21 protein-coding genes are annotated in these 23687 nt (G+C 63.2%); 14 read left to right on the plus strand and 7 right to left on the minus strand.

Features of this window, described 5'->3' with window-relative positions; all coding sequences use genetic code 11:
* Positions 1-230 precede the first annotated feature (230 nt).
* Positions 231-2060: a glucan ABC transporter ATP-binding protein/ permease gene (locus tag Q0025_RS11970; RefSeq protein ID WP_297299385.1), complete on the plus strand. Its 1830-nt coding sequence runs from the start codon at positions 231-233 to the stop codon at positions 2058-2060.
* Between the two features lie 20 nt (positions 2061-2080).
* Here the strand turns inward: Q0025_RS11970 and Q0025_RS11975 are convergent, their stop codons facing one another.
* A complete protein-coding gene (locus Q0025_RS11975; protein ID WP_297299387.1) occupies positions 2081-3664 on the minus strand; it encodes a PAS domain S-box protein in 1584 nt (527 codons plus the stop codon).
* A 290-nt stretch (positions 3665-3954) separates the two neighbouring features.
* Here Q0025_RS11975 and Q0025_RS11980 point away from each other — a divergent pair, with 290 nt between their 5' ends.
* The 3 genes from Q0025_RS11980 (at position 3955) to pnp (ending at position 7149) form a co-directional block, all read left to right on the plus strand.
* Positions 3955-4188: a hypothetical protein gene (locus Q0025_RS11980; protein ID WP_297299389.1), complete on the plus strand. Its 234-nt coding sequence runs from the start codon at positions 3955-3957 to the stop codon at positions 4186-4188.
* A 160-nt stretch (positions 4189-4348) separates the two neighbouring features.
* Complete coding sequence (gene rpsO, locus Q0025_RS11985) at positions 4349-4618, plus strand: 30S ribosomal protein S15 (RefSeq protein ID WP_297299391.1); 270 nt, start codon at positions 4349-4351, stop codon at positions 4616-4618.
* A 383-nt stretch (positions 4619-5001) separates the two neighbouring features.
* Entirely contained in the window at positions 5002-7149 is a 2148-nt protein-coding gene (pnp, locus tag Q0025_RS11990; RefSeq protein ID WP_297299393.1) for a polyribonucleotide nucleotidyltransferase, read from the plus strand.
* Positions 7150-7200: 51 nt separating this feature from the next.
* On the opposite strand, the gene Q0025_RS11995 is transcribed toward pnp, so the two are convergent.
* Positions 7201-7722 (minus strand): carboxymuconolactone decarboxylase family protein, encoded by a 522-nt coding sequence (locus tag Q0025_RS11995; RefSeq protein ID WP_297299396.1) that lies wholly within the window; start codon positions 7720-7722, stop codon positions 7201-7203.
* Between the two features lie 89 nt (positions 7723-7811).
* Positions 7812-8366 carry a peroxiredoxin gene (locus tag Q0025_RS12000; protein WP_297299398.1) on the minus strand — a complete coding sequence of 185 codons (555 nt, stop codon included), beginning with the start codon at positions 8364-8366 and terminating at the stop codon, positions 7812-7814.
* A 148-nt stretch (positions 8367-8514) separates the two neighbouring features.
* Between Q0025_RS12000 and Q0025_RS12005 the strand changes: the two genes are divergently transcribed.
* The gene (locus Q0025_RS12005) at positions 8515-9420 is read left to right on the plus strand and encodes a hydrogen peroxide-inducible genes activator (RefSeq protein WP_297299400.1); all 906 of its coding nucleotides are present in this window, start codon (positions 8515-8517) and stop codon (positions 9418-9420) included.
* A 6-nt stretch (positions 9421-9426) separates the two neighbouring features.
* Here Q0025_RS12005 and hemA read toward each other — a convergent pair whose 3' ends face one another.
* Complete coding sequence (gene hemA, locus Q0025_RS12010) at positions 9427-10728, minus strand: 5-aminolevulinate synthase (protein ID WP_297299401.1); 1302 nt, start codon at positions 10726-10728, stop codon at positions 9427-9429.
* 306 nt (positions 10729-11034) lie between these two features.
* A complete protein-coding gene (locus tag Q0025_RS12015; RefSeq protein WP_297299402.1) occupies positions 11035-11460 on the minus strand; it encodes a hypothetical protein in 426 nt (141 codons plus the stop codon).
* A 204-nt stretch (positions 11461-11664) separates the two neighbouring features.
* Between Q0025_RS12015 and Q0025_RS12020 the strand changes: the two genes are divergently transcribed.
* Complete coding sequence (locus tag Q0025_RS12020) at positions 11665-12672, plus strand: NAD-dependent epimerase/dehydratase family protein (RefSeq protein WP_297299403.1); 1008 nt, start codon at positions 11665-11667, stop codon at positions 12670-12672.
* Positions 12673-12714: 42 nt separating this feature from the next.
* Here the strand turns inward: Q0025_RS12020 and Q0025_RS12025 are convergent, their stop codons facing one another.
* Positions 12715-13422 carry a hypothetical protein gene (locus tag Q0025_RS12025; RefSeq protein WP_297299405.1) on the minus strand — a complete coding sequence of 236 codons (708 nt, stop codon included), beginning with the start codon at positions 13420-13422 and terminating at the stop codon, positions 12715-12717.
* Between the two features lie 226 nt (positions 13423-13648).
* On the opposite strand from Q0025_RS12025, the gene Q0025_RS12030 reads away from it, so the two are divergent.
* On the plus strand, positions 13649-14899 hold the full coding sequence (locus Q0025_RS12030; RefSeq protein WP_297299408.1) for a cyclopropane-fatty-acyl-phospholipid synthase family protein: 1251 nt from the start codon (positions 13649-13651) through the stop codon (positions 14897-14899).
* A 101-nt stretch (positions 14900-15000) separates the two neighbouring features.
* Entirely contained in the window at positions 15001-15747 is a 747-nt protein-coding gene (locus tag Q0025_RS12035; RefSeq protein WP_297299410.1) for a hypothetical protein, read from the plus strand.
* Between the two features lie 17 nt (positions 15748-15764).
* On the opposite strand, the gene Q0025_RS12040 is transcribed toward Q0025_RS12035, so the two are convergent.
* Positions 15765-16685, minus strand: a complete 921-nt coding sequence (locus tag Q0025_RS12040) for a LysR family transcriptional regulator (protein WP_297299412.1) — start codon at positions 16683-16685, stop codon at positions 15765-15767.
* Positions 16686-16801: 116 nt separating this feature from the next.
* Between Q0025_RS12040 and Q0025_RS12045 the strand changes: the two genes are divergently transcribed.
* The 6 genes from Q0025_RS12045 to cbbX are packed head-to-tail and all read left to right on the plus strand — an operon-like array spanning position 16802 to position 23607.
* A complete protein-coding gene (locus tag Q0025_RS12045) occupies positions 16802-17857 on the plus strand; it encodes a class 1 fructose-bisphosphatase (protein WP_297299414.1) in 1056 nt (351 codons plus the stop codon).
* A gap of 13 nt (positions 17858-17870) precedes the next feature.
* Complete coding sequence (locus Q0025_RS12050) at positions 17871-18746, plus strand: phosphoribulokinase (RefSeq protein WP_297299416.1); 876 nt, start codon at positions 17871-17873, stop codon at positions 18744-18746.
* Positions 18747-18757: 11 nt separating this feature from the next.
* Positions 18758-20764, plus strand: a complete 2007-nt coding sequence (gene tkt / locus Q0025_RS12055) for a transketolase (RefSeq protein ID WP_297299418.1) — start codon at positions 18758-18760, stop codon at positions 20762-20764.
* 47 nt (positions 20765-20811) lie between these two features.
* On the plus strand, positions 20812-22275 hold the full coding sequence (locus Q0025_RS12060) for a form I ribulose bisphosphate carboxylase large subunit (protein WP_297299420.1): 1464 nt from the start codon (positions 20812-20814) through the stop codon (positions 22273-22275).
* A 9-nt stretch (positions 22276-22284) separates the two neighbouring features.
* On the plus strand, positions 22285-22689 hold the full coding sequence (locus Q0025_RS12065; RefSeq protein ID WP_297299422.1) for a ribulose bisphosphate carboxylase small subunit: 405 nt from the start codon (positions 22285-22287) through the stop codon (positions 22687-22689).
* A gap of 6 nt (positions 22690-22695) precedes the next feature.
* Positions 22696-23607: a CbbX protein gene (gene cbbX, locus Q0025_RS12070; protein ID WP_297299425.1), complete on the plus strand. Its 912-nt coding sequence runs from the start codon at positions 22696-22698 to the stop codon at positions 23605-23607.
* The last annotated feature ends 80 nt before the right edge of the window (positions 23608-23687 follow it).

Genomic DNA, 23687 nt, shown 5'->3' on the forward strand with positions numbered 1-23687 from the left:
GGCCGGCGCCCTGCGCCTCGGGCCGCGCCGCGAGCACCGCGTCGAGCCGCCGCCCGGCGTCTTCGGCCGCAATGGGAAAGGCAAATTTTTCGGCGCCAATGTCCTCGAAGTCCGTCAAGCCTGTGTTCATATCTCGTGCTGTTTGGTCCGGCGCCGGCGCCGTCTCATCGTTTTTGGGCGACGCGCGAACATGCTTTAATCAAAATATCTTATCGACGAAGCCATCGCCAATGTCCAAGGCCGAACCCCAAACCTCGCTGTCGCGGCTTTACTTCCGCGCTCTGGGCCTGCTCGGCAACGAGACTCATGTGGCGATCTTTTTGGCGCTTGCCAATTTCGCCCTCGCCGCGGCGCAATTCGCCGAACCCGTCCTCTTCGGCCGCATCATCGACCGGATGAATAGCGGCGAGGCCCTGCACCAGAGCCCCGGCATCCACGCGCTGGCGCCCTTGATCGGCGCCTGGATCGGCTTTGCTCTCTTCTCGATCGTCGGCGCGGTTTTCGTCGGCCTGCGCGCCGACCGGATGGCGCATCGCCGCCGGCTCGCGGCCATGGGCCTTTATTTCGAGCACGTGCTCAACCTGCCGCTCTCCTTTCATGCCGCGGTCCATTCCGGCCGGCTTTTAAAAGGCATGCTTGAAGGAGCCTCGGCGCTGTTCTGGCTGTGGCTCTCCTTCTTCCGCGAGAAATGCGCCGATTTCGTCGCGCTCACGGTGCTGCTGCCGCTCGCCTTGTTCATCAACTGGCGTCTCGGCCTGCCGCTGATCATCCTCGTCGCGATTTTCGGCGTCATCATCATCTTCGTCGTCCGCCGCACCCATACGCTGCAGACGCAAGTCGAAGGCTTCAACGCCAACCTCTCCGAACGCGCCTCGGACGTGCTCGGCAACATCGCCGTCATCCAAAGCTTCACCCGCATCCAGAGCGAAGCGCTGGCCATGAACGGCCTGATCCAGGCGGTGCTCAACGCGCAATTGCCTGTGCTCTCGTGGTGGGCGGTGGCGGTGGTGGCGGCGCGCGCCGCCTCGACGCTGACGCTGCTGACGATCTTCATCGTCGGCGTCTGGCTGCATGCGCAAGGTCTCGCGACGATCGGCCAGCTCGTCACCTTCATGGCGCTCGCCACCATGCTGATCGGCAAGCTGGTCGAGATCGTCAATTTCATCAACGGCCTCTTCCTGCAAGCGCCGAAGCTCGCGGAATTCTTCCGCGTGCTCGACACGGCGCCGAGCGTCGCCGACCGGCCCGGCGCCAAGGACCCGGGCCGGCTCCAGGGCCATGTCGTCTTCGACCACGTGAGCTTCGCCTATATCGATGGCAAGACCGCAATCGACGCCGTGAGCTTCGATGTCGCGCCGGGCGAGACGGTGGCGCTCGTCGGGGCGACCGGCTCCGGCAAGTCGACGACCATGAGCCTGCTGCATCGCGTCTTCGACCCGCAGGCGGGCAGGATCACGATCGACGGCATCGACATCCGCGACATGACGCTCGCCGGTCTGCGCCGCAATATTGGCGTCGTCTTCCAGGAGCCGATGCTGTTTGCCCGCTCGATCGAGGAAAACGTCAAAATCGGCAAGCTCGACGCGACCGAAGCCGAACTCGACGAGGCGCTCGACCTCGCCCAGGCCGATGCCTTCGTCGCGCGCCAGAGCGAAGGCCTCAACACGATCGTCAGCGAGCGCGGCCGCTCGCTCTCCGGCGGCGAGCGCCAACGGCTCGCCATCGCCCGCGCGCTCCTGAAAGACCCGCCGATCATGATCTTCGACGAAGCGACCTCGGCGCTCGATGTCGAGACCGAGCGGCAATTGCAGCGCGCCATGGCCCGGGCGACGAAGGGCCGGACGACCTTCATCATCGCGCATCGGCTGGCGACGGTGCGCAACGCCGACCGCATCTTCGTCTTCGACAACGGCAGGATCGTCGAACGCGGCCGCTACGAGGATCTTGTTGCGCTCGGCGGCCGCTTCGCCAAGCTCGCCGAGACGCAGAATGTGCTGCAGACGCCGGAATCGGATTTCGAGGCGGTCTCGAGCCACGGCGCCAGGCCGGATGGGTTTTGACCGTTCGCGGACAGGCCGCGCTATTTTTCAGCCATAATGGCTTCGAGCGGACCGCGCATTTCGTAAATGACGCCCGAGGCTGCGAAATCGATCCGCACCTCGAAATATTCCGCCATCACCCGCTCGAGAACGGTGCTGCCGAAGCCCTTGCGCTGCGGCGCGGCGACGATCGGACCGCCTTCTTCCTTCCACCGAAATGTAAAGAGCCGCTCGCCTCCCTCTTCGCGGATCAGCCAGTTCAGACGGACCTTTCCGGACAGCGTGCAAAGCGCTCCGTATTTGGCGGCGTTCGTCGCAAGCTCATGAATGGCGAGCGCGAGATTCTGCGCGGCTTGCGCCGACAGAAGAATGCCGGGCCCCTCGACTTCGGTGCGGTCCTGATAAGGACTCATTTCCGTCGCGATGATGGTTCGAATGTCGGCGCCGTGGAAATCCTTCTCCATCAACAGCACATTCGTTTGCGCCAGCGCGTGGAGCCGGCTCAGCACGGCTTGCTTCGCCTCATCGACCGAACTTTTGCCGACGAAGCTTTTCGACACCACGGATTGAATGATCGCAAATAAGTTCTTCGTCCGGTGGTTGATCTCGCGCACCAGCAGCTCTTGACGCATCTGGGCCCCCTTACGCTCGCTGATGTCGCGGGCGATCTTCGAGGCGCCGATGACGCGCCCGTCGTCGTCCTTGATCGGCGAGACGCTCAGCGAAATCTCGACGAGGCTGCCGTCCTTGCGCACGCGGACCGTCTCATAGTGCTTGACGCGCTCGCCGCGGCGGATGCGATCGAGGATTTGAGGCTCTTCGTCCTGGCGATCCTGCGGAATGAGAATCGTCACCGATTTGCCGACGACCTCCCCCGCCGTATAGCCGAACAGCCTTTGCGCCCCCTCGTTCCAGCTCGTGATGACGCCGTTGAGGTCCTTGCTCAAGATCGCGTCGTCGGAGGATTTGACGATGGCCATCAGCATGCGCAGCGCCGCCTGATCCATCTGCTTGCGCTGTTCGGGTCCGGCGGCCCATCCCTGGCCATTCGAGACGATCGTCAGGCCGACATTGCTGGCCTCGAGCGAAGTCCGCGGCAATTGCAAGCGCAGCCGAAAGCCGAGGCTTGTCGAGTCGAACGTGAGTTTTGCGCCGAGCCGCGCGCTCAAAGCGCGAATGATTTGGAAGCCGGTGCCGCCGTCCTTCACCGGATCGAAATGTTCGGGCAGCCCGACGCCATCGTCCATGATGTCGATGGAAAGCGCGCGGGCGTCGTCGCGCTCGAAGGCGATTGTCACCACCCCGTCAACGCCCGAGGGATGCGCATAGCGGACGGCGTTGACAACCGCCTCTTCGACGATGAGCGAAATGAGAGTCGCCGTCCCGGCGTGCATCTCGCAGCCGCCGAGACCAAGCGCGGCGAATTCGAGCCGCATCGATGAGGCCCGGCAGGCTTGCCTGGCCTTTTCGCGCAGCAATTCGACGAGATCGACCGTCGCCGCATCGTGCCCGTTCGCGGCAAGGTTTCCGACCCGCTGCGGGGCCGGCGCATGCGCGCCGTTGAGACCGCGCGGGAGAGCATCCGCCGGCGTCGAAAATTCGGAATTCTTGGTGAGTGATTGCATCCGCACTCTCCGCGGGCAGGAGTTACTTCATTAGGATAGAGCGGAGAGGCCGAATATCAATGCCATTTTTTCATCTATATTATTCATAACATTACGGTTTCAGATAGAATTGGCAGCTATACTACAAATAAGCTTTTTGCAATGAGAGCAGTTATGCTGGCTAAACTGTCAAACGGCGCGAACGTGCCAATTGTGTTTTTTGCGTGTTTGGTGTTGAATGAGTAAGTGACGCTTCCTATCTGACGAAGGACGTTTCGACACCTCTTTCGATATCTCTATGGAGCTGAGCCGTGGCCAAGCTGTCTCGCGAGGAGCGCCTGCAGATCATGCTGACGGCGAAGGAATTGCGCGCGGTGGATGACTGGCGCTTCAGCAAGCGCATGCCGAGCCGCGCCGCGGCCGTGCGTGAACTCTTGCGGCGCGGCCTCGCCGCAGAGGGGTTCGCCATTGCCGACGAAGCGACCAAGTCGCGCGATTTCGGCCTGATCGACGGAGGCGGCGACGCGTCCGATACGCCGGCTTGAGGCGGCCGCGCTCAAGTACGCCCTTCCCTCCCTGGCGCTTTCCTGTATAAAGCCCGGATCGCTGGCCGTTTGGCCGGCGCCGCTCCCCCAAAACCCCGCTGGACGACATCCCGGCCTGGCCGCGGGCGGAGGCATTTTTCGAACCGGAAAGGACCGACCGATGTCGATTACGGCCGAGCGCAAGGACACGCTCATCAAGGAATATGCGACGAAATCCGGCGACACCGGCTCGCCCGAAGTGCAGATTGCCATTCTCACCGAGCGGATCGCCAATCTCACCGAGCATTTCAAGACGCATGTGAAGGACAATCACTCGCGTCGCGGTCTGCTCAAGCTCGTCTCGCAGCGCCGCCAGCTTCTCGATTACGTGAAGCGCAAGGACGAGCCGCGCTACAAGACGCTGATCGAGCGGCTCGGCATCCGGCGTTAAGACGGGCTTCATGCTTAACCCGCCCGGCGCTGGACATCTTCGCCTGGACAATAGCTTGAAATTTTGGCCTGGCGCCCTGTGGGCGGCGGGCCGAAGCCTTATTGTCGCCGGTGCCCGGCCGGCGAAAATGCTCTAGACTTCCCCCGCGCTCCGGCGCGCCGGGCGGAGCGGGACCCCGCTCCGTTTATAGATTGGATCGCGTCATACGCGCTTCGGCTCTGCGCCTTAACGCATCGCGATCTGGAAATCGGCAGCACGGCATGGGGCCGGCGCTGCCTGGCAGACCAGAGCCATGGCAGGATCGCCAGGCGCTTCTCAGGAGGGAAGCTTCTTGCCGTTCTGCACATGGCCTTGGGTCTTCGCCCGACCAAAGAGAAAGACCAATGTTCGAGATCCATCGTGAAGAATTGACCTGGGCCGGGCACAAGCTCGTGCTCGAAACCGGTCGCATCGCCCGCCAAGCCGACGGCGCCGTGCTCGCCACCTACGGCGAGACCACGGTCCTCGCGACCGTCGTCTCGGCCAAGGCGCCGAAGCCGGGGCAGGATTTTTTCCCGCTGACCGTGAATTACCAGGAGAAGGCCTTCGCCGCCGGCCGCATTCCCGGCGGTTATTTCAAGCGCGAAGGCCGCCCCTCCGAGCGCGAGACGCTGATCTCGCGCCTGATCGACCGGCCGATCCGGCCGCTTTTCCCGGACGGCTACCGCAACGACACGCAGGTGATCGTCACCGTCCTCTCGCACGACCTTGAGAACGATCCCGACATTCTGGCGATGGTCGCGGCCTCCGCCGCCCTGACGCTCTCGGGCGTCCCCTTCATGGGGCCCGTCGGCGCGGCCCGCGTCGGCCATATCAACGGCCAGCTGAAACTCAATCCGACCATCGAAGAGATGAAGGATTCGACGCTCGACCTCGTCGTCGCCGGTACCGGCGAAGCCGTGCTGATGGTCGAATCCGAGGCCAAGGAGCTTTCCGAAGCGACGATGCTCGAAGCCGTCATGACCGGCCATCGCGGCTTCCAGCCGGTGATCGACGCGATCATCCGCTTGGCCGAAAAGGCGGCCAAGGAGCCGCGCGAACTCGTCGTGAAGGACAAGTCCGAGGTCGAAGCGGCGGTGCGCCAGGTCGCCGAGGCCGAGTTGCGCGAAGCCTATAAGATCACCGCCAAGCAGCAGCGCTACGCCGCCGTCGACGCCGTCAAGGCGAAAGTCGAAGCGGCGCTGTTCCCGGCCGAGGGCGAGGCCAAGTTTACCAAGGAAGAGGTCGGCGAGGCCTTCCATGAGCTGCAGGCCAAGGTCGTGCGCTGGAACATTCTCGACCTCGGCATCCGCATCGACGGGCGCGATGTGCGGACGGTGCGGCCGATCCTGGCGCAAGTCGGCATTCTGCCGCGCACGCATGGTTCGGCGCTGTTCACACGCGGCGAGACGCAGGCTCTGGTCGTCGCAACGCTCGGCACCGGCGAAGACGAGCAATTCATCGACTCGCTCGAGGGCACTTACAAGGAGCGCTTCCTGCTCCATTATAATTTCCCGCCCTATTCGGTGGGCGAGACCGGCCGCATGGGTTCGCCCGGGCGGCGCGAGATCGGCCACGGCAAGCTCGCCTGGCGCGCCATCCGCCCGATGCTGCCGACGGCGGCGGAATTCCCCTATACGATCCGCGTCGTTTCCGAGATCACCGAGTCGAACGGCTCGTCGTCGATGGCGACCGTCTGCGGCTCGTCGCTGGCGCTGATGGATGCCGGCGTGCCGATCAAGATGCCGACCGCCGGCATCGCCATGGGCCTGATCCTCGAAGGCGAGCGCTTTGCCGTGCTCTCCGACATCCTCGGCGATGAGGACCATCTCGGCGACATGGATTTCAAAGTGGCGGGCACCGAGAACGGCGTCACCTCGCTGCAGATGGACATCAAGATCGCCGGCATTACCGAAGAGATCATGCGCGTCGCACTCGGCCAGGCCAAAGACGGCCGCCTGCACATCCTCGGCGAAATGGCCAAGGCCCTCACCGGCGCCCGCGCCGAGCTCGGCGAATTCGCGCCGCGCATCGAGAGCTTCAAGATCGCGACCGACAAGATCCGCGAAGTGATCGGCACCGGCGGCAAGGTGATCCGCGAGATCGTCGAAAAGACCGGCGCCAAGATCAATATCGAAGACGACGGCACGGTGAAGGTCGCCTCGAGCGACGCCAATTCGATCAAGGCGGCGATCAACTGGATCAAATCGATCGCGATGGATCCGGAAGTCGGCCAGATCTACGACGGCACGGTCGTCAAGGTCGTCGAATTCGGCGCCTTCGTGAATTTCTTCGGCTCGAAAGACGGCCTCGTTCACATCTCGCAGCTCGCCAAGGGCCGGGTCGCCAAGACCAGCGACGTCGTCAAGGAAGGCGACAAGGTGAAGGTGAAACTGCTCGGCTTCGACGATCGCGGCAAGGTGCGGCTGTCGATGCGCGCCGTCGATCAGCAGACGGGTGAAGACCTCGAAGCCAAGGAAAAGGCCGAAGGCAACGCCGACATGGCGGAATAAGCTACGCGTACAACGTCATGCGCGGAGCATTCCGCGCATGACGGTTTTGATTTACGCCGCTGCTTCAAGCGCGATGGCGGCCGATTCGATGATGGCGGCGAAGCGCACCGCGGCCTGAATGCTCTGCGAACTCACGCCCGCCTTGCGCAATTCGGCCTCATGCGCATCGATGCAGGTGCCGCAGCCGTTGATCGCCGAGACCGCCAGCGACCACAATTCGAAATCCTGCTTGGCGACGCCGGGATTGGCGATGACGTTCATGCGCAGCTTCGCCGGCATGGTGCGGAATTCCGCGTTCGAGGCGAGGTGCAGGAAGCGATAATAGACATTGTTCATGCCCATGATCGCCGCCGCAGCCTTGGCGGCGTTGAGGGCGGCCTCATCGAGATGCTGCGTCGCCTCGGCGACGAGCGCCTGGCGCACCTGCGGATTGCGCGAAGCGATGCCGCAGGCAGCGAAGAGGCCGTATTTCTGCACCGGTGTCAGCGTCTCGTCGCTCGCCATCGACGACAGATTGAGCCGCACGTCCTTGGCGAAATCGGCGATTTGATTTTTCAGCGCATCGAGCGACATGGCGTGATCTGATCCTTTTCAAAAGGGCACGCAACGAAACGGCGGAGCTTTTGGCCCCGCCGCGATCGTTGCCGAATTGTTTGGGCGGCTTACGCGGCCTTCAACGTCTCGCCGCCGACCTCGCGGCCGCAGGGGCAGAGTTCGTCCGTCTGCAGGGCATCGAGCACGCGCAGCGTATCCTTCGGCGCGCGGCCGACATTGAGATTCGTCGCATAGATGTGCTGGATGACATTGTCCGGATCGACGACGAACGTATAGCGATAGGCGACGCCGTCGGGCGAGCGCACGCCGAGGCCGTCGGTCAGCGAGCCGTTGGTGTCGGCGAAGGACCAGATCGGCAGCTTGTCGAGATCCTTGTGGCTGCGGCGCCAGGCGAGCTTGACGAATTCATTGTCGGTCGAGCCGCCGAGGACGACGGCGTCACGGTCGGCGAACTCGCCGGAGAGCTTGGCGAATTCCGCAATCTCGGTCGGGCAGACGAAGGTGAAGTCCTTCGGATAGAAGAAGATGATCTTCCACTTGCCGGGGAAGCTCGCTTCCGTCAGCGTCTCGAAGGCCGAGACACCGTTCTCCTCGTGATTGTTGAAGCCGGGCTTGACGCCGGTCACCGAAAACGAGGGTAATTTATCTCCGATTCCAGCCATTCCAATATTCCTTTGACGGCAGTGCTTGTGGGAGGTCGCATCCGTCGGCCCTGAGGGGCGATGCTGCACTGCAATTAAAGAGCTTTACAAATTTCGATCAAGTCGAATATTTTTATCATCGTGTTCGATTTTCTCGATTGAGCTGCGCATGACGGTCAATGTGAACCTGCGCCATCTGCGCTATCTCGTGACGCTTTCCGAAAGCAGCACCTTTGCCGCGGCGGCCAAGGCGGCGGGCATTACGCAATCGACATTAAGCGCCGCAATTCAGGGGCTTGAGGCCGAGTTCGGGCATCCGCTCATCGATCGCTCGGGGCGGCGGATGCAGCTCCTGCCCTTCGGCGAAGCCATGGTCCGCCGGGCCCGGCATATCCTCGCCGAGATCCAGGAATTGCCGGAATATGCGGCGCAGGACATCATGCCATTGGGCAAGCATCTGCGACTTGGTGTCATCCCCTCGGTCGCACCTTTCGTGCTGCCGAAGCTGCTGGCGAGCCTCGGCGAGGCCTATCCGTCGCTGCATCTTCGCGTCCGCGAAGGGCTGACGCAATCGCTCTTGACCGAGCTTGCGAGCGGGCGGCTCGACGCCGCCTTCCTCGCGCATGTGCCGTCGCTCGAGGGCGTGGAAATGGCCGAACTCGGCAAAGATCCGTTCTACCTCGCCGTCAGACGCGGTCATCCGCTCGCCGGCCGGGCGCAGGTGACGAAGGCGCATCTCGCCAGCGAGCCGCTGCTGCTGCTCGACCAAGGCCATTGCCTGCGCGAACATGCGATGGAGGCGCTCGGCCGCGACGCGATCGCCGAGGAAAACGACGTGCGCGCCGCATCGCTCTTGACCTTGGTGCAACTCGTCGAAGCCGGCATGGGAATTACGCTCTTGCCGAAGATTGCGCTCGAAGCCGCCGGCACGGCGGTTCAGCTCATCCCCTATTCGGCTCCCAAGGCGGTGCGGACGCTGGTGCTGGTCTGGCGCAAAGGCGCGGTGCGGGCCGAAGACTATCGACTGCTCGCGGCGCATATCCGCGAACATTGCCTGCCGGATTTGGCGGCGTGAAGGCGGCTATTCTGCCGCCTTTTTGAAGTCCGGGAAGGTGCAGTGCGCGTCATCCGTCTCGCGGCGGAAGGGCACGACATTGGCCGCCGTCTCGGTGAGCGGCAGTTGCAGCGTCTGCCAGACATCGACCATCGCTTCGACGAGATGGGCGACATGGCCGTCCGAATGTGCCGGCGAGGGCGTGATGCGCAGCCGCTCCGTGCCACGTGCGACGGTCGGATAATTGATCGGCTGGATATAGACGCCGTGGCGTTCGAGCAGCAGGTCCGAGGCCGCTTTGCAGCGCTCGGCATCGCCGACGAAGACCGGGACGATATGCGAATGATTGGCCATCACCGGCAGGCCGGCCGCCGAGAGCGCATGCTTGGTCAAATTGGCTTGGCGCTGATGCCGCGCCCGCAATTCGACGCCCTGCTCGCTCTTCAGGACTTGCACGGCCTTGCGCGCCGCCGCGGCGAGCGCCGGCGACAGCGCCGTCGTGAAGATAAACGAGGCTGCATAGGAGCGCACCGCGTCGATGATCGGCGCATCGGCCGTGATGTAGCCGCCGAGCGTGCCGAAGCCTTTGGCGAGGGTGCCCTCGATCACATCGATGCGGCCCATTTCGCCATCGCGATCGGCGATGCCGCCGCCGCGCGGACCATAGAGGCCGACGGCATGGACCTCGTCGAGATAGGTCATCGCATTGTAGCGCTCGGCAAGATCGGCGATCTTGCCGATCGGCGCGATGTCGCCGTCCATCGAATAAAGACTCTCGAAAGCGATGAGCTTCGGCCGCTCGCGGCCGGCGGCCTTGAGCAGGTCTTCGAGATGGTCGAGATCGTTGTGGCGGAAAATCTGCCGCTCGGCGCGCGAGCGCTTGATCCCCTCGATCATCGAATTGTGATTATAGGCGTCCGACAAGATCAGGCAGTCGGGCAAGAGCGAGCCGATGGCCGAGATCGCGGCGAGATTGGAAATCCAGCCCGAGGTGAAGACGAGGCAGCCGGGCTTGCCGTGCAGATCGGCGAGTTCGCCTTCGAGCGCGACGAGCGGATGATTGGTGCCGGCGATGTTGCGGGTGCCGCCGGCGCCGACGCCGTGGCAGGTCGCCGCGGTGCGCATGGCCTCGATCACCTGCGGATCAAGCCCCATCCCGAGATAATCGTTGGAGCACCAGATGATGACGTCTTCAACCTGGCCATTATCGCGATGCCAGCGGGCGTAGGGGAAATGCGTGGCATCGCGTTCAAGGTCGACGAAAACGCGGTAGCGTCTCTCGGCTTTGAGACGACCCAAAGCGTCTTCGAAATATGCCCGATACTCCATGGACGAACCCAGTCCTTCGTGCGGCGGCGCCTATGGCCTTCGTTTGCGCCTTCTGGGCTCGATCACCGCCTTCGGTGCCTTGCCTGAACTGGCTTCGTCGCTTCCCCGAATTGGTTTTGGCCTAATTCCAAAAACGACGCAAGTGGGCGAAAAGTCACAACGAAAAGCCCCGCCTTCGCAAATTTTCTTGATCGAAATCAAGGCCCTCCGCGCTTCGTCACGGCCGGCGCCCAGCTTTCGACGCGCCTCTTGAGACGTGCACCGGCGCTGCCCGCCGGTGCACGGGGTTGCGGCCTTCGGCCGATGTTATTGTCCGGGCAACACCCGGACACGGCCCCGGACGCCGCCGCAGGCGCAACGGGCACCGGGCGAGCGCGCCGACGAAAGCGCGCAAAGGTGCGCTCGGGTCACGCAATAAAGCCCGCCGCCGCCATAAGGTTGCGGAGGCGGCGGATAATCGTAGCCGTAATCATAGGGGTAGGCGTAGAGATAGGGCGAAGCCCAGCCATAGCCCCATCCCCAATAGGGATAGCCCCAGCCCCAACCGCCCCAGCCACCCCAACCGCCGCCGTGCCAGCCGCCCCAACCGCCGCCGCCATGCCAGCCACCGCCGCCGTGCCAGCCACCACCGCCCCAGCCACCGCCGCCGTGGAAGCCGCCGCCGCCCCAGCCGCCACCGCCGTGAAAGCCGCCGCCGCCATGGCCGAACGCAAGCGCGTCCTGCCCGCTCATCAACCCCGCCGCAAGGCCCGCCACGGCCAGCCCTCTCGCTATGCTTCGCATCGGAACCCTCCACATTGGCCGCCGCGAAGCGCGGCGGGTCTGTTAGCTGTGTACAGGCTCAGCTATGAGGAATTTACGACCGCGCCAGACAAGCTTTTATGAGTTAAGTCAAATCGCTGTTAGCGAGCCTGGCCAGCGTGGAGCAGTTTCAGAATGCGTATTCTCGTCACCGGCGCGGCAGGCTTCATCGGCTTTCACATGGCGCGCCGCCTGCTTGAACGTGGCGATGAGGTTGTCGGCATCGATGGATTCACGCCTTATTATGACGTGACCTTGAAGACAGCCCGACAGGCGCTGCTCGACCAGCACGGCCTCTATACCGGGCATCGGCTGATGCTCGAAGACTTCGCCGAATTCCAGCGCGCCTACGGTGATGGCTTCGACATCGTCTATCATTTCGCCGCACAGGCGGGCGTACGCTACAGCCTCGAAAACCCGCGCGCCTATGTCGATGCCAATCTCGTCGGCACGTTCAATCTGCTCGAATTGATGCGCGCCAATCCACCGCGCCACGCGCTGCTCGCCTCGACCTCATCGGTCTACGGTGCCAATGCGAAAATTCCGTTCTTCGAGACGGACCGCGCCGATCATCCGTTGACGCTCTACGCGGCGAGCAAAAAGGCCAATGAAGAAATGGCGCATTCCTACAGCCATCTCTTCGCCATCCCGACGACGATGCTGCGGTTTTTCACGGTCTATGGGCCGTGGGGACGGCCGGACATGGCGCTGTTCAAATTCGTCGCCGCCATTCTCGAAGGCCGGCCGATCGAGCTTTATAACCACGGCAAGATGCGGCGCGACTTCACCTATATCGACGATTTGATCGAGGCCATGCTGCGGCTGCTGCACAACGCCCCGCCGACGCCCGGCAGTGTCCATGGCGCGATCGCCGGCGACAGCCTTTCGCCGGTTGCGCCATGGCGCGCCGTGAACATCGGCGCCGGTCGGCCGGTCGAGCTCGAGGATTTTGTCGCGGCGGTCGAAGCGGCGCTTGGACAGAAGGCCGAGCGCAAGCTGTTGGCGATGCAAAGCGGCGACGTGCCCGCCACCTTCGCCAATACGGATCTTTTGGAAGGATTGACCGGCTACCGGCCGTCGACGCCGGTCAGCATTGGCGTGCCCGCCTTCGTCGCCTGGTATCGCGAGCGCTATCAGCAATAATCGAGAGCCGCGCAGCCACGGCTCTCGAAATGTTGAAGACGCTTATTGCCCGACCCGGCCGTAGGCGCGCCCGGCGCCATCGCGGCAAGAGCAACCGACGCCGACGGTCGCCGGGTTATAAAGCTGACAGGTCTTTACCGGCGTATGGCAATATTGGCCGAGCGGCGCTGCGGCCTGCGGGCCGTAGCCGGCACCTTGATCATACGCATTCTGGTCGTAGACGCCCGGACCATAGTCAGCGCCGTCATCGCCGTAAGCGTAGTCATAATCAGGAGTATCATAGGTATAACTCCCATAGTCGCCGCCGTACCAATAGCCCGGATAATCGTAGTCATAGCCGTAGGGGTAGCCGTAGCCCCAGCCATAAACTGGGTAGCCGCCGCCGCCTTGCCAACCCCCGCCGTGCCAACCCCCACCATGCCAACCGCCGCCGTGCGCGCCGCCATGCCAGCCGCCGCCGTTCCATCCGCCGCCAGCGTAGCTGCCATGAAAGCCGCTCGCGCCGCCATGCCACCCGCCGCCTGCATAGCTGCCATGAAAGCCGCCGGCCCCGCCGTGGAAACCGCCGGCGAAACCGCCGCTGTGACCGCCACCGAACCCGCCGCTAAAACCGCCATGCCCGCCGCCGAAGCCACCCCCGTGACCACCGCCACCGGCGCCGCCATGACCGCCACCGAATGCAAACGCCGGCGCCGTCACGAGGAGGGCGGCCGCACAAGCCGAGGCGCGTAAGAGTCGAAAATATTGCATCTTTGATACTCCGGTCCTTAAATGACCACGCCTTGGCGCGAACCAAACAACGCCGTCACCATTATCCGATATGGGCTCACAGCCGGAAGTCGGAAGGGGACGGAAGGTTCCGCTGTAGGCCGGCTCGATGTTGCGTGTGTGCAATGTGCGTTCGCACACAGGCTCGGCGACGAAGGCCACGCGGCGCCGAGCCGCACGCGACACCCTAATGGCGTCGAGGTGCGAGATGGAGAAATTGTTCCGGCGGTTCATCGCCGCGCTCATCAAGACCGGCTCACTCGAAATTGAAGCCGCGTCCGGCGCGATCTATCATTTCGGCGATGGCAGCGGGCCGCCGGCCCGCCTGCGCTTCGCCGACCGGGCGGCGCAGAACGCCGTGCTGCGCAATCCGACCTTGCATTTTGGCGAACTCTACATGGAGGGCCGCGTCACGGTCGAAACGGGCACGATCTACGACGTGCTCGCCATCATCTGCGGCAACATCGACAATCTCGAACGCATCTGGTGGCTCCAGGCGCTCACGGCCGTGCATGGCCGCTTGCGGCATATGTTCAAGGCCAACAGTTCGCGACGCGCGCGCCAGAACGTGGCGCATCATTATGATCTCGACCGGCGCCTCTATCAGCTCTTCCTCGACAGCGACATGCAGTATTCCTGCGCCTATTTCGAGAACCCCGAGGCGACATTGGACGAGGCCCAACTTGCCAAGAAGCGCCATATCGCGGCGAAACTCATGGTCGAGAGGGGCGAGCGGGTTCTCGACATCGGCTGTGGCTGGGGCGGCATGGCGCTTTATCTCGCCGACATCTGCGGGGCTAGGGTGACGGGCATCACCCTGTCGCGCGAACAGCTTGCCTATGCCCGCGACCGCGCCACCGAAGCCGGACAAACCGGCATGATCGATTTTCGGTTGCAGGACTATCGCGAGATCGACGAGCGTTTCGACAAGATCGTCTCGGTCGGCATGTTCGAGCACGTGGGCCCCGAGTTTTACGATGCTTATTTCCAGCAGGTCGCCAAAATGCTCAACCCGGACGGCATGGCGCTGATCCATACGATCGGCACGGCGCGCGTCCAGTATGAGCCCGATCCGTGGGTCAACAAATATATCTTCCCCGGCGGCTATATCCCGGCTTTGTCGACGATCATGCCCTCGATCCAGAAGGCCGGCCTTTACGTCACCGACATCGAGGTACTGCGGCTGCATTATGCCGCGACGCTCCGATCATGGCGCGAGCGCTTCCTGGCGCATCGGGCGGAAGCGATGGCGCTCTACGACGAGCGCTTCTGCCGGATGTGGGAATATTATCTTGCCGGCTCGGAATGCGCCTTCCGCTATACCGGCGAGGTGGTCTTCCAAATCCAGCTCGCCAAGAAAGTCGAGACCGTGCCGCTGACGCGCGACTATATGCTGCGGCGGGAAGCCGAATTGCGGCGCCGCGACAGCGCCTCCTCGGGCCTGCGCATCGCCGGGTAAGCAAGCTGGCGTGAAGCTGTCGTGCTTGAGCCGGGCGGCATTGCCTTTGGCGAGGGCCGCGGCCAGGATGCGCGGCGATTCTCTTCGCGCCTGAGGCCGCCATGACCCAACGCCCGCTGCTGTTCATCGCAACGCCGTGCTTCGGCGGCCTCGTCTCGCAGCATTACATGCAGTCGGTCATCAGCCTCGTCCAACTCGCCGGCCAAGCGGGCTTCGATGCCATGCTGGCGCTGCTCGGGCATGATTCGCTCATCACCCGCAGCCGCAATACGCTCGTGGCGCAATTTCTCAGCACCCCGGCGACGCACATGCTGTTCATCGACGCTGACATTTGCTTCGATCCGCAGCAGGTGCACGACATGCTGGCTTTCGATCAGGAATTCGTCGCCGGCATCTATCCCTTGAAAGTGATCGATTGGAGTGCCGCAGCGATGAAGCGGCTGACCGGCGGCGAGACGTTTCAGAGCGCGCCGCTGCTCTACGTCGGCACGCTTTGCACCGGCAACGAAATCGAGCGGCAGGGCCGCTTCGCCACCGGCATTTATTGCGGCGGCGGCTTCATGATGGTGAAGCGCCAAGTGATCGAGAAGATGATCGCCGCTTATCCCGAGACGCGCTATGCGGGCGTGCATGCTTATAGCAATGCCAAAGGCGGCGAGAGCTATGCGCTGTTCGAATGCGCGATCGATCCCGAAACCAAAACCTATGTCAGCGAAGATTTCGGCTTCTGTCAGAAATGGCGCGACATCGGCGGCAAGATCTGGCTCGATACCGAGGGCAAGCTGACCCACATCGGCGCTTATAATTTTGTCGGCCAGCCGCACATACGCTTCCAGGCGGCGAGCTAGCGCTTCGGACCGAAAAGCTAAGCCGCGATCCCGTTCGGCAAAAGCTTCGGCGCCTCTTCGACAGCAAAATCCCAGATCGCCTGCGCAAGGGGCGTCGGCGCGCGGTCGGCGCGGCGGACGACGAACCATTGCCGCAACAGAGGCAGGCCGGCGACATCGAGAACAGCCAGCCGGCCGCTCACAACCTCCGCTTCGATCGTATGCGCCGACAGCAGAGCGAGACCAAGGCCCGCCATCACCGCCTGCTTGATCGTTTCATTCGAGCCGATCTCGATGTTGACGGTCGGGTGGCGGACCGGCACGTCGGAAAAGAAATAATCGAACACGGCGCGCGTGCCCGAGCCTTCTTCCCGAATGATGAAATTCTCCTGCGCGAGCGCGGCCTTGCCGATCTGCTTTTGGCCAACGAGCGGATGATCCGGCGCGGCAACGATGACCTGCGGGTGTTCGCCGATCGCCACGCTCTCGACGGGAAAATCGGCGGGCGGACGGCCCATCAAACAGACATCGAGCCGGTGGTCGCGCAATTGAGCGACCATTTCGCTGCGATTGCCGACCGTGATCGTCACTTCAATATGCGGATTTTGCCGAGCGAAGGCGGCAACAAGACGCGGCGCGATATATTTCGCCGTCGAGACGATGCCGACGGCGATGCGGCCGCTGCGCGCGCCGCGCAAAGCGCCCAGCGTGACGTCGAGATGGGTCAGGACGCGCTCAATGCCATGCGCGGCGTTGACGACCTCTTCCCCGGCGACAGTCAGCCGCAGGCGGCCGCCGGCGCGGTCGAACAAAGCAACGCCTGCGTCTTCTTCCAGCAATTGGATGCGCGAGGTCAGCGCCGCTGGCGTTACGTTAAGTTGCTCGGCCGCTTTCACAATCGTCCCGGCCTCGGCGACGGCGCGGACGCTTTCGAGCTGTTTGATCGTGACGCGCTTCATTCCGCTGTTATTAGATTTTTTTTGGTGCTATCTCAATATAATTCATTTTTCTTTGCCCCCGGTCAGGGTGACTTCGGGTCATAAGACTCCAGATAAAAACGAGCGCAGGGTAGGACATGCTCAAAGTCGCGCACAGCAATCATCTGGACGATATCTTACAGGATATCACGGCGCGGGACGCGGCCTTCGCGCCGGTGGCCAAGCTCGTGCACGAGATCGCCGGGGCGGCGATCGAAATGGCCGATGTGATCGCCCTCGGCCTGCTCTATGGCGACGGCGCCGCGGCGGCCGGCGACATCAACGGCAGCGGCGACGTTCAGAAAAAGCTCGACGTCTTTGGCCACGACTTGTTCGTCAATGCGCTGCGGCGCGCCCCTGTCGCCGTGCTCTTGTCGGAGGAATTGGACGAGCCGCTGGTGCTCGATTCGCAAGCGCCGCTTGCGGTCGCCATGGACCCCGTCGACGGGTCGTCGAACATCAATGCCAATGTCTCGATCGGCACGATCTTCTCAGTCTTGCCGCGCCTCGCCGGCGCCGACGATCCGAAAGCGCATTTCCTGCAGCCCGGCCGCAATCAAGTCGCAGCGGGCTTCGTGATCTACGGGCCGCAGACCGCGATCGTCCTCGCCGCCGACGGCGCGACGCAAATCTTCATCCTTGACCGCCGGGTCGGCGCTTTCGTGCGCGTGCAAGCGCAGGCCGATATTCCGCCGAAATCGAAAGAATATGCGATCAATGCCTCGAACTATCGCCATTGGGCGCCCTCGGTGCGCGCCTTTGTCGACGATTGCATCAAGGGCAAGGAAGGCCCCATCGGCCAGGACCAGAACATGCGCTGGATCGCCTCGCTGGTGGCGGAAGCCTATCGCATCCTGGCGCGCGGCGGCATCTTTCTCTATCCCGGCGATATGCGCCAGGGCTACAGCGCCGGGCGGCTGCGGCTCATTTACGAGGCCAATCCGATCAGCCTCATCATCGAGAATGCGCGCGGCTCGGCAACCGATTGCGCCCGCCGCATTCTCGACATCCAGCCGACCGAACTGCATGCGCGCACGCCCTTCGTCTTCGGCTCCGCCGATGTCGTGCATCTCGTCACGCGCTATCACACCGACCCGCAATTTTCGGCGGAACATTCGCCGCTTTTCGGCCGCCGTGGCCTGATGCGGTTTTAGGCGGGGCGGCGCGATGTCGGCAAAACATCCCATCATTTCGGTCACCGGATCGTCCGGCGCCGGCACGACCTCCGTGCGGCGAACGTTCGAACATATTTTCCGGCGCGAGAAGATCGCCGCCGCCTTTATCGAAGGCGACGCCTTTCATCGCTACGACCGCGAGGACATGCGCCGCGTGATGCGCGAGGAAGAAAAGCGCGGCAACAATCATTTCAGCCATTTTGGCCCCGCCGCCAATCTGCTCGAAGAATTGGAGGCGGTCTTCCGCACCTATGGCGAGACAGGCCATGCCAAGACGCGCCATTATGTGCATGATGACGCCGAGGCTGAGCTTTACGGCGGCGTGCCCGGAAAATTCACCGATTGGGGACCGCTGCCGGAAAAATCCGAGGTGCTTTTCTACGAAGGGCTGCACGGCGCGCTCGTCTCGGACAAGGTCGACGTCGCGCGCTACGCCGACCTTAAGATCGGCGTGGTGCCGGTCATCAATCTCGAATGGATTCAGAAGATCTATCGCGACAAAGCGGCGCGCGGCTATTCGAAGGAAGCCGTCACCGACACGATCTTGCGTCGCATGCCGGACTATGTGAATTACATCTGTCCGCAGTTCACTGAGACGGACATCAACTTCCAGCGCGTGCCGACGGTCGATACGTCCAATCCCTTCGCGGCGCGCTGGATTCCGACCTCGGACGAATCCATGGTCATCATCCGCTTCAAGAATCCGCGCGGCATCGACTTTTCCTATTTGCTGTCGATGATCCACGACAGTTTTATGTCGCGCGCCAATTCGATTGTCGTCGGCGGCGGCAAGCTCGACCTTGCCATGCAGCTCATCCTGACGCCGATCATCATGCAAATGGTCGAACGCGCGCGGCGCGCGCTGTGAAGGAGAATTCGATGAATGTGCTCGCCAAGGCTGAAGCTGGCGTCACACACGCCCAGCTCGCCAATGCGATCCGCTTCCTCGCCGTCGATGCGGTGGAAAAGGCGACCTGCGGTCATCCCGGCATGCCGATGGGCATGGCCGACGTGGCGACGGTTCTGTTCACGCAATTCCTGAAATTCGATCCCGCCGATCCGAAATGGCCCGACCGCGACCGTTTCGTACTCTCCGCCGGCCACGGCTCGATGCTGCTCTATGCGCTGCTCTACCTCACCGGCTATCCGGAGATGACGATCGAGGAGATCAAGAACTTCCGCCAGCTCGGCTCGAAGACGCCCGGCCATCCCGAATATGGCCATACCCCCGGCGTCGAGACGACGACGGGCCCGCTCGGCCAAGGCCTCGCCATGGCCGTCGGCATGGCGATCGCCGAGAAATTGCTCGCCGCCCGCTACGGCAGCGATCTCGTCGATCATCACACTTATGTCATCGCCGGCGACGGCTGCCTGATGGAGGGCGTGAGCCAGGAGGCGATCACGCTCGCAGGACATTTGAAGCTCGCCAAGCTCGTCGTGCTCTGGGACGACAACAGCATCACCATCGACGGCGCCGTCAGCCTCGCCGATTCGACCGACCAGGTGGCGCGTTTCAAGGCCGCGGGCTGGGACGCCTGGCACATCGACGGCCATGATCCGCAAGCCATCACGGCGGCGCTCGACAAGGCGCAACGCTCCGACAGACCGGTGCTGATCGCCTGCAAGACTTTGATCGGCTTCGGCGCGCCGACCAAGGCCGGCACGCATGGCGTCCACGGTGCGGCGCTCGGTGCGGCCGAAATTGCGGCGGCGCGCGAAAAGCTCGGCTGGACGGCGCCGCCCTTCGACGTGCCGGAGCCGATCCTCACCGCCTGGCGCTCGGCCGGGACACGCGGCGCAAAGGCGCGCGAGGCCTGGTTGGCAAGGCGCGACGGCGAGGCCGCGGCACGCTTTGATCAAGATATCGCCGAAGCCTTGAGCCCGGCGCTGGCGGAAACGATCGCCGCCTTCAAAAAAACGGCGAGCGGCGCCAATGCGGCGCAGGCGACGCGCGTCTCCTCGCAGAAAGTGCTCGACGCCCTCGCCAAGATTCAGCCGAACCTGCTTGGCGGCTCGGCCGATCTCACCGGCTCGAACAACACCAAAGCGGCCGGCATGGACGCGGTGACGCCGCTCGACTTTTCCGGCCGCTATATCCATTACGGCATCCGCGAGTTCGGCATGGCGGCGGCCCTGAACGGCCTCGCGCTGCATGGCGGCTTCATCCCCTACGGCGGCACCTTCCTGGTCTTCGCCGATTATGCCCGCCCGGCGATCCGGCTATCCGCCTTGATGCATCAGCGCGTCATATATGTGCTGACGCATGATTCGATCGGCCTCGGCGAGGACGGCCCGACGCATCAGCCGGTCGAGACGCTCGCCGCCCTGCGCGCGATTCCGCATCTGCATGTCTTTCGCCCGGCGGATGCAATCGAGACGGCCGAAGTCTGGGAGCTGGCTCTGAACCTCAAGCACGCGCCCTCGGTTCTCGCTCTGTCGCGGCAGAATCTACCGGTCGTGCGCAAGGAGCACATCGCCGAGAACCGTTCGGCTTTGGGCGCCTATGTGCTCCGCGAGGCGGTGGGCGAGCGCGACGTGACGCTCATCGCCTCCGGCTCGGAAGTGTCGCTCGCCGTCGCCGCGGCGGACGAACTCGCCAAAGAGAACATCAAGGCCGCAGTCGTCTCGATCCCCTGCTTTGAGCTTTTTGCCGAGCAGGCGCCTGCCTATCGCGCCGGCGCGCTCGGCCAGGCGCCGCGCATCGGCATCGAGGCAGCCTTGCGCCAGGGATGGGGCGCTGTGCTCGCGCCGGAAGATTACTTCATCGGCATGACGGATTTCGGCGCCAGCGCGCCGGCTGCCGATCTCTACAAGCATTTCGGCATCACGGTCGAGGCCATCGTCAACGCGGCCCATGCCGCCGCCGGCCATGGAACCGTCAGTTGAGGGCTTTGCGTTCACGGGGGCGCCAACAGCTTTGAGGAGTCGCGATCATGCTCGACAAGAAATCGCCCGCCGGAGAAAAGCGCAGCCGCTATTCGGCCGGCGTGATGGAATATCGCGAGATGGGCTATTGGCAGCCCGATTATGAGCCGAAGGACACCGACATTCTCGCCGTCTTCCGCGTCACGCCGCAGGACGGCGTCGACCCGATCGAGGCGGCAGCCGCCGTCGCCGGCGAATCCTCGACAGCAACCTGGACCGTGGTTTGGACCGATCGGCTGACGGCCTGCGAGAAATATCGCGCCAAATGCTATCGCGTCGATCCGGTGCCGAATGCGCCCGGCTCCTATTTCGCCTTCATCGCCTATGATCTCGATCTCTTCGAGCCGGGCTCGATCGCCAATCTCTCCGCTTCGATCATCGGCAATGTCTTCGGCTTCAAGCCGTTGAAGGCCTTGCGGCTCGAGGACATGCGGTTCCCCGTCGCCTATGTGAAGACCTTCCAAGGCCCGGCGACCGGCATCGTCGTCGAACGCGAGCGGCTCGACAAATTCGGCCGCCCGCTGCTCGGCGCGACGGTGAAACCCAAGCTCGGCCTCTCCGGCCGCAATTACGGCCGCGTCGTCTATGAGGCGCTGAAAGGCGGCCTCGACTTCACCAAGGATGACGAAAACATCAATTCGCAGCCCTTCATGCATTGGCGGGATCGTTTTCTCTATTGCATGGAGGCGGTGGCCAAAGCCGAGGCGGCGACGGGCGAGGTGAAGGGCACTTATCTCAATGTCACGGCGGCGACGATGGAAGACATGTACGAGCGCGCCGAATTCGCCAAGGACCTCGGCTCGGTCATCATCATGATCGATCTCGTCGTCGGCTATACGGCGATCCAGTCCATGGCCAAATGGGCGCGCAAGAACGACACGATCCTACATCTGCATCGCGCCGGCCATTCGACCTATACGCGGCAGAAGTCGCATGGCGTTTCCTTCCGCGTCATCGCCAAATGGATGCGGCTGGCCGGCGTCGATCACATCCACGCCGGCACCGTCGTCGGCAAGCTCGAAGGCGATCCGAACAATGTGCGCGGCTATTACGACATCTGCCGCGAGGATTATAATCCGGTGGCGCTCGAACACGGCATTTTCTTCGATCAGCATTGGGCCTCGCTCAACAAACTGATGCCCGTCGCCTCGGGCGGCATTCACGCCGGCCAGATGCACCAATTGATCGATCTTCTCGGCGAGGATTGCGTGTTGCAGTTCGGCGGCGGCACGATCGGCCATCCGATGGGCATCGAGGCCGGCGCCACCGCCAATCGCGTCGCGCTCGAGGCGATCATCTTCGCCCGCAATGCCGGCCGCGATACCCACGCCGAAGGTCCGCAGATCCTCGAAGAAGCGGCGAAGAACTGCCTGCCGCTACGCCAAGCGCTCGACACCTGGAAGGATGTGACCTTCGATTATTCCTCGACCGACACGCCCGATTTCGTGCCGACCGCGACCGCAGCCCAATAGGAGAGCCCAATGCGCGTGACCCAAGGCTGCTTCTCGTTCCTGCCGGATTTGACCGATGCGCAAATCCGCACCCAAGTGCAATATTGCATCGACAAGGGCTGGGCGGTGAACATCGAATTCACCGACGATCCGCATCCCCGCAACACCTATTGGGAGATGTGGGGCCTGCCGATGTTCGACGTCAAAGACGCCGCCGCCATCATGCTCGAGCTCGATGCCTGCCGCAAAGTGCATGGCGGGCGCAAATATATCCGCTTGTCCGGCTTCGACAGCACCCACGGCTGGGAGAGCGTGCGCATCTCCTTCATGGTCGGCCGGCCGGCGGAAGAGCCGGGCTTCATCCTGATCCGCAACGAACTTGGCGGCCAGGCGATCCAATATACACTGCAGACGCGGCCACTGGCGGGCGCGTAGCGGAGCATGACAGAGCCGCTCACCACCGAGACGACGCCGATCGCGATCGACCTGCATAAGGAGCTCGCCGAAACGCAGGTCGCCGAAGTGCTCGACGAACTCGACCGCGAGCTCGTCGGCCTCGTCCCGGTCAAGACGCGCATCCGCCAGATCGCCGCCTTGCTCGTCGTCGACCGCGTCCGCCGCCGGATGGGCCTCACGTCCGAAACGCCGACGCTGCATATGAGCTTCACCGGCAATCCCGGCACCGGCAAGACCACGGTCGCGCTGCGCATGGCGGAGATCCTGCACAAGCTCGGCTATATCCGCCGCGGCCATCTCGTCTCCGTCACCCGCGACGATCTCGTCGGCCAATATATCGGCCACACGGCGCCCAAGACGAAAGAGGTGCTGAAGAAGGCGATGGGCGGTGTGCTCTTCATCGACGAGGCCTATTACCTCTATCGGCCGGAGAACGAGCGCGACTACGGCCAGGAGGCGATCGAAATCCTGTTGCAGGTGATGGAGAACCAGCGCGACGATCTCGTCGTGATCTTCGCCGGCTATGCCGACCGGATGGACAAGTTCTTCCGCGCCAATCCGGGTTTTCGCTCGCGCATCGCCCATCACATCGACTTCCCCGACTACACCGATGCGGAACTGATGGACATCGGTGAAATGATGCTGAAATCGCTCAGCTATCATTTCGATGCCGGCGGCGCGGCGGCCTTCCGCGACTATATCGCCGCGCGGCGCAAGCAGCCGCACTTCGCCAATGCCCGATCGATCCGCAATGCGCTCGACCGGATGCGGCTGCGCCAGGCGAACCGGCACTTCGAACAGACGGGTCTTGTCACCCTCAACGATCTGATGACCATCACGTCCGACGACGTTCGCGCCAGCCGCGTCTTTATGCAGAGCGAAGCAAAGCCGGATTGAAGGCCGCTATCGCCGGCGGCTAGATAATCCCGCGTGCGCTGAACGGTCTTCCGATCGCATCGGATTGATCCGAAAACCGC

Origin of the sequence: uncultured Methylovirgula sp., from assembly GCF_947646745.1 — a bacterium.
Lineage (GTDB): Bacteria > Pseudomonadota > Alphaproteobacteria > Rhizobiales > Beijerinckiaceae > Methylovirgula.